The following is a 5,484-nucleotide window of genomic DNA, read 5'->3' as shown; positions in this document are numbered from 1 at the left end:
TCGGGCGTCAAGCAAAGAAGGCTGTAAATCCCAAGAAACCTCTGCCCGCGGCGGCAGCGAGCTCGCGCCCCTCACCCTGACCCTCTCCCCGCAGGGGAGAGGGGCGATTTTTCCCCACCGACATCGCTTGTGGGCCTCCGAGCGACACCGGCACGCCCTCTTCCCAGTCCTTCAGCCGCCGAGTGTCTCGCCTACTCGGGGACAGGACGATCTAGGCCCTCTTCCCGGCTGCCGCCTGACCCCAACTCCATGTTGCCGGCGCGCGAGCGGACGGCAGGCGAGCAGGTTTTAATTACCGGGTGGAAAATCTCCTCGTCACGATCGTGGTCGGCCTGGTCGCGGGGTTCCTGGCCAGCAGGGTGGTGACCGGCAAGGGCAAGGGCTGGCTGATGGACATCGTGATCGGGGTCCTGGGCGCTTTCATCGGTCGCTGGCTCGCGGGTCTGCTTCAAATCTCGATCGGCTATGGCATCTTCGGCCAGATCCTGATCGCGTTTGCGGGCGCCGTCATCCTGCTTTTGGTGTGGGGCGCGCTGACGGGTCGAACCCGCCGCAAAGCCTGACTCTTAAAAGACCTGCGATTGCGATGCCGCCGACTGGCCGGTGCCTCGCCGTCCCCGCCCGTGCCGCCACCACCGGCCGATCATGACCCGCCGGTCGCCGCTCGACCTGCCGCCGCCGCCGGGATTGAAGCGCTTGGTCACGCCCCCGAGCCTGGCGCCCCAGGTCACATATTTGTGGAAGCGCTCCTCGGCTTCCTGGGCGATGCCGATGCGCTCGCCGCGCGTCTCTTCGCGGAAGCGGGCGATCCGGCCGGCGGCCGCGCCCTCCTTCTCCTCCGGCGTCGAGCCGGCGCTGAGCTCGGCCAGCGTCCCGAGGACCACGATCTGGTCGTCCTCGATCGTGACCTCCACCCCCGTGAACCAGCCGTCCGGGAGCCTTCCGGCAAACCAACCCTTGATCGATCCGAACTCTTTCTCATCCATAATTACAACATTACGCTGCAACAAATTCGGCGTCAACCCGGCTTCCGTAAGCTCCCATTGAGATGGGGATGATGCCGCCCGGCGGCGGGCCGCCGATGATCCACTGGTGGCACAGGCGCCGGAAGAAACCCGACACCGGGCCGGCCATCAGCGGCCTCACCGGCGATCCGACGCTCGAGCCGCCGCCGCTGCCGGAAGGTCCCAAGGACCTCCGGGGCCGCTGGGAGAGCTTGAAGCAGTCGGTCACGGGCACCACGGCGGCGCTGCCGAGAGTGCTCCGGCTGGTCTGGGACGCGAGCCCGGCGGTCACCCTCGCGCTGTTCGTCACGACCGCAATTGCGGGTGTCATCCCCGCTGCCGCCGCCTACACGGCCAAGCTCCTGATCAATGCCGTGGTGCAGGGGATCAAGGTCCACGACTTCCACCTCGCGGACCAGGTGTCGCTGGCGTCGATCGGGGCGCCGGCCTCGGTTGGCCCGTGGCACACGCCTGCCTTCACCTCGGTCGGCATGATCGTCTTTCTCGCTCTGGTCCAGCTGGCGCTCTTCGCGCTCACCGCCCTCCTCAGCACCACCCGCAACATCGCGCAGCAGCTGCTGCAGAACTCGGTGGCGATGCGGATCCAACTGATGGTGATGGAGAAGGCCGCGACGCTCGACCTGCAGTTCTACGAAGACCCGGCGTCCTACGACGTGCTGCGCCGCGCACAGACCGACTCCATCAACCGCCCCGTGATGATGATCTCCACCGCGTTCGGCCTGGTCCAGACGCTGCTGACCTTCGTGACCATGATCGCGCTCCTCCTGGGCGTCAGCCCCCTGCTCGCCCTGCTGGCGCTGGTCTCCCCGATTCCGGCTTTCATCGCCGACACGAAGTACGGCTGGCGGGGCTACAACATCGCGCGTTGGGGCTCGCGCCTCCTGAGGCGCATGAACTACCTCGTGAGCCTGGTGACGACCGACGCCTTTGCCAAAGAGGTGAAGCTCTTCGGCCTCGGCGGCTACTTCATCGAGCGCTACCGCCTTATCGCCGACGCGTTTTACGGCAGCCAGCGCTCGCAGGTCGTGAGGCGCTACACGACCGGGTTTGCCTGGGGCAACCTGAGCACGATCGCCACGTCGCTGACCTATCTGTACGTCGCGCTGCAGGCGATCGCGGGCCGGCTGACCCTGGGCGACCTGACCCTGTACACGGCGGCGGCGCAGTCGGTGCAGGGCTCAATCCAGGGCATCCTCAGCGGGTTCTCGGGCATGTACGAGCACAACCTCTATCTCAACAACCTGTTCGAGCTGATGGCGACGGAGCCCTCGATGCCCGTTCCGGCTGTCACTGTCAAGTTGCCCGATCCGCTGCGCGGCGAGATCACGTTCGAGAACGTGACGTTTGCGTATCCGGGCGCCGAGAAGAACGCGCTCACCGGCCTCAGCTTCACGGTCAATGCGGGGGAGACGCTCGCCGTCGTGGGCCGCAACGGCGCGGGCAAGACGACGCTGTTCAAGCTCATCTGCCGCCTCTACGACCCGGCGGACGGACGGATCCTCATCGACGGCGTCGACATCCGCGATTTCGACCCTGCCGGCCTGCGCACGCAGGTCGGCGCCATGTTCCAGGACTACGTCGACTACCAGGCGACGGCGGCGGAGAACATCGGCCTTGGCAGCGTGGGCGACATCGCGGACCGCGAGGCCATCATGGCCGCGAGCCGGCAGGCGGGAGCGGACGAGCTCATCTCAAGGCTGCCCGAGGGCTACGACACGGCGTTGGGCAAGTGGTTCGATGCCGGCGTCAACCTGTCGGGCGGGGAGTGGCAGAAGGTCGCGCTGGCGCGCGCGTTCATGCGCGACGCCAAGATCCTGCTGCTCGACGAGCCCACCTCCGCCCTCGACGCGCAGGCTGAGTACGACCTGTTCGAACGCCTGCACTCGCTGACCAAGGGCCGCACGGCCGTCTACATCTCGCACCGGTTCTCGACCGTCCGGCGTGCCGACCGGATCATCTTTCTCGAGCACGGCCGGCTGGTGGAAGACGGCACGCACGAGGAGCTGATGCGGCTCGACGGCCGCTACGCGCGCCTGTTCCGGATGCAAGCGTCGGCGTACACGGGTGAAGACATACTTCCGGAGGAGGCGCTCACCTATCCGCTTGTGGAGAGGTCCGGCGAAGCCGGGGTGGGAACGCCCACTCACCCGTAAACAGCGCAAAGCACTATCTTTCCCCGCCATGCGTCCCCGGGCTCCGGCCCTCGCCGGAGCGATGCTCGGCGCCGCCACCGCCGCCCTCTACCTGATCGGCGCCGGCCGCTCGTACGGTTACGACGCCGCCGCCACCTTCGCCAACTTTGTCGCCACCCCGTCTTTGTGGGATGCCTTCGCCGTCCACTCGGTGCTGCCCACCGTCCCGCTGAAGACGGTCGCATCCAACGACCACGTACTCCTCTCGTTCTTGAGCCATGTCATCTACTCGGTGACGGGCTCGCGCAGCGAGGTCGTGTACCGCCTCCTGCCGGCGTTCGCCGGCGGGGGCATGGTGGGGGTGACCACGACCGTGCTGGCAAAGCAGTTCGGGCTGGTGGCGGGAGCATGCGCCGGCCTGTTCATCGCCACCGACCCGCTGTTCGTCGACAACAGCCGCGACCTACGCGGCTACAGCATCGCGGCGCTCTGCGCGCTGGTGGCCACGATCGTGCTGGCGGCCAACTGGACTCGCTGGCGCCTGGCCGTCTACGCCCTGCTGATGGGCCTGGCCATCGCGGCGCACGTGTTCACGGCGGTGGTCCTGCTCCTGCACATCGCGTGGATCGCGACGCGCCGGTCGAAGCAGCAGCTGATCCGGCTGGCGCCGGCGTGGGTCGCCGGCGGTCTCCTCGGCGCCGCCGCCAACGCCAACATCGAGTTCATGGAATTCGTGCAGCACGGCTTTCCGGCCAGCGTCTTCTATCCCACCTTCCCGCGCGATCTCGTCTTCTTCCTGGTCGGCGCTCCCGTGCTGCTGACGCTGGGCCTGTGGCTGTCCGCCGCCGGCTTGGGACTCTGGACGGTTCGCGGCGAGCCGTGGCTGTGGGCGTCGATCGGAGTGCTGACTGCGGTCGTCGCCATCCTGTGGCTCGGCCTTCAGCCCGCATACCTGTACCCGCGGTTTTTCGTCTTTCTCATCCCGGCTTGCGCCTACCTGATGGCGGCCGCCATCGCCCGCTGGAAGGTGCTGGCGCCCGTCGTCGCGCTCGGCGCCATCACCGCCGCGGTCAGCCAGGTGCCCGGCTACACAGAGGATCCGCTGGCGCTTCCTCAGGCGGCGGCGGCAGTCGAGCGGATCCATTCCGGCGGGGGCACCGCCTGCGTCATCCACGTCGACGAGCAGGTGCTGGCGGCGTACACGACCGAATTCACGATCGTGTCGAGCGCCGATCAGCTCCAGGACTGCACCGCCGTCGTCGTCGTGAGCTGGAACGTCGACCTGCGCCTCCGGGACCTGGCCGCCCAGGAGTTCCCGCGCGCGACCGTCCTACGGGCTCACTACCCGGCTGTCGTGCTGGAGAGGTGAGCTCGGACCGCTACGGGCGCGGAAAGTTCAGCTCGAGGACGCGGACGGCTCGCCCGCGCATGTGGTCGCAACGCCAGCAGAAGACCACGGCGTCGATACCCCACGGCAGCACCCCTGGCAGCAGCACCTCACGTTCACGGCGATGGAAAAACCAACAAACGAGGTGGTGGATCAAGTCGGAAGAAGCTAGCACGCGGACTCCGACAAAGCAAAGGAACCTCGGTTAAGACTTCTCGACCTGATCGATCCGGGCCGCCAGGATGAAGTCGTTGTCCGTCAGCCCGCCGGCGGCGTGGGTCCAAAGCTGAACGGTCACCGACCCCCAGCTGATCAGCAGGTCGGGGTGGTGGGCCTCCGCCTCGGCGATGGTGGCGATGCGGTTGACGAGCTCGACCCCGGGCATGAACCCTTTGAACTTGTAGGTCTTGGCGAGGCGGAGGTGGTCGCCCGCCTGCTCGACCGCCCAACCCGAAACCTGGGCCAGGAGCGCGTCGATTTCGGCGCGAGGGAGCGGGGGAGTGCCGGGCTTGCAAACGACGCAGCGGCGCTGAGCCAGTGGGGTCTTCATCTCAACATCAAATCGTAAGTCCAATGACCTTCCGGCTTGGGGAGCCGGGCGGGGAGAATGGGGCTTCCATCCCGCCGGTCGAGGAGCGGTGGGTAAAATGATCACTCCCATGGGCGGCTAGCTCAGTGGGAGAGCGCTTGCCTCACACGCAAGAGGTCGTTGGTTCAAACCCAACGCCGCCCACCAGCACATGGCCCCGTCGTCTAGTGGACTAGGACGCAGCCCTCTCAAGGCTGAGATCGCGGGTTCGAATCCCGCCGGGGCTACCAGTGTCCTGTCTCAAGACATCGAGGACACCTGTTGCAGGACATTGTGCACAGGCCAGCGGCCTGCAAGACCGTAGTAGCTTCGGTTTGGCTCGAGGGTGAGGGCTCTGAGAAGCTGACCGTC

5 protein-coding genes and 2 tRNA genes are annotated in these 5,484 nt (G+C 66.9%); 5 read left to right on the top strand and 2 right to left on the bottom strand.

The window, feature by feature from the left end; translation table 11 throughout:
* Window positions 1–299 precede the first annotated feature (299 nt).
* Window positions 300–563 (top strand): GlsB/YeaQ/YmgE family stress response membrane protein, encoded by a 264-nt coding sequence (locus EPN29_04030; protein ID TAN34216.1) that lies wholly within the window; start codon window positions 300–302, stop codon window positions 561–563.
* A 3-nt stretch (window positions 564–566) separates the two neighbouring features.
* On the opposite strand, the gene EPN29_04025 is transcribed toward EPN29_04030, so the two are convergent.
* Window positions 567–986, bottom strand: coding sequence for a hypothetical protein (locus EPN29_04025; GenBank protein TAN34215.1), 420 nt, complete (start codon window positions 984–986; stop codon window positions 567–569).
* 95 nt (window positions 987–1,081) lie between these two features.
* Between EPN29_04025 and EPN29_04020 the strand changes: the two genes are divergently transcribed.
* On the top strand, window positions 1,082–3,178 hold the full coding sequence (locus EPN29_04020; protein ID TAN34217.1) for an ABC transporter ATP-binding protein: 2,097 nt from the start codon (window positions 1,082–1,084) through the stop codon (window positions 3,176–3,178).
* Window positions 3,179–3,206: 28 nt separating this feature from the next.
* A complete protein-coding gene (locus EPN29_04015; protein ID TAN34214.1) occupies window positions 3,207–4,526 on the top strand; it encodes a hypothetical protein in 1,320 nt (439 codons plus the stop codon).
* A 223-nt stretch (window positions 4,527–4,749) separates the two neighbouring features.
* Here the strand turns inward: EPN29_04015 and EPN29_04010 are convergent, their stop codons facing one another.
* Window positions 4,750–5,094 carry a 4a-hydroxytetrahydrobiopterin dehydratase gene (locus EPN29_04010; protein ID TAN34213.1) on the bottom strand — a complete coding sequence of 115 codons (345 nt, stop codon included), beginning with the start codon at window positions 5,092–5,094 and terminating at the stop codon, window positions 4,750–4,752.
* A gap of 111 nt (window positions 5,095–5,205) precedes the next feature.
* Here EPN29_04010 and EPN29_04005 point away from each other — a divergent pair.
* Window positions 5,206–5,280, top strand: a tRNA-Val gene (locus EPN29_04005).
* 6 nt (window positions 5,281–5,286) lie between these two features.
* Window positions 5,287–5,363 (top strand) — tRNA-Glu (locus EPN29_04000).
* Window positions 5,364–5,484: the final 121 nt, after the last annotated feature.

It is taken from the genome of bacterium, assembly GCA_004299235.1.
Lineage (GTDB): Bacteria > Chloroflexota > Dormibacteria > Dormibacterales > Dormibacteraceae > SCQL01.
The sequence above is the reverse complement of the archived record's forward strand: the minus strand, read 5'-3'. Positions and strand labels throughout refer to the sequence as shown.